This window comes from Microbispora sp. KK1-11 (genome assembly GCF_006874435.1).
Taxonomy (GTDB): domain Bacteria; phylum Actinomycetota; class Actinomycetes; order Streptosporangiales; family Streptosporangiaceae; genus Microbispora; species Microbispora catharanthi.
The window spans coordinates 1-420 of the sequence record NZ_VIRJ01000147.1 but is presented as its reverse complement, the minus strand read 5'-3'; the positions used below and the strand labels follow the sequence as shown (position 1 = coordinate 420).

Here is a 420-nt window from a genome sequence, read left to right as displayed (position 1 = left end):
GGCCGACCACGCGCTGGGACGCTCACGCGGTGGCCTGTCGACCAAGCTGCACCTGGCCTGCGAGCAGGGCCGGCGGCTGCTGTCGCTGGTACTGACCGCCGGACAGCGGGGCGATGCCCCACAGTTCCAGGCCGTCATGGCCGGCATCCGCGTTCCCCGGCTCGGGCCCGGCCGACCCCGCACCCGGCCTGAGGTGGTGCGCGCGGACAAGGCCTACTCCTCCCGCGCGATCCGCGCCCACCTACGCAGTCGCGGGATCAGGTGCACCATCCCCGAACCAGCCGATCGCATCGCCGCGCGCCTGCGGCGGGGCAGCCGCGGCGGTCGACCCTTCGCCTTCGATGCCCACGACTACCGCGCCCGTCATGCTGTGGAATGCGGCATCAACCGGCTCAAACGCCACCGCGCCATCGCAACCAG

At 73.1% G+C, this 420-nt stretch carries 1 protein-coding gene; it reads left to right on the top strand.

The genetic code is table 11. From position 1 onward, the window contains the following. The coding region (locus FLW16_RS43140; RefSeq protein ID WP_142566737.1) for a transposase at positions 1 to 420 on the top strand (420 nt) is incomplete at both ends.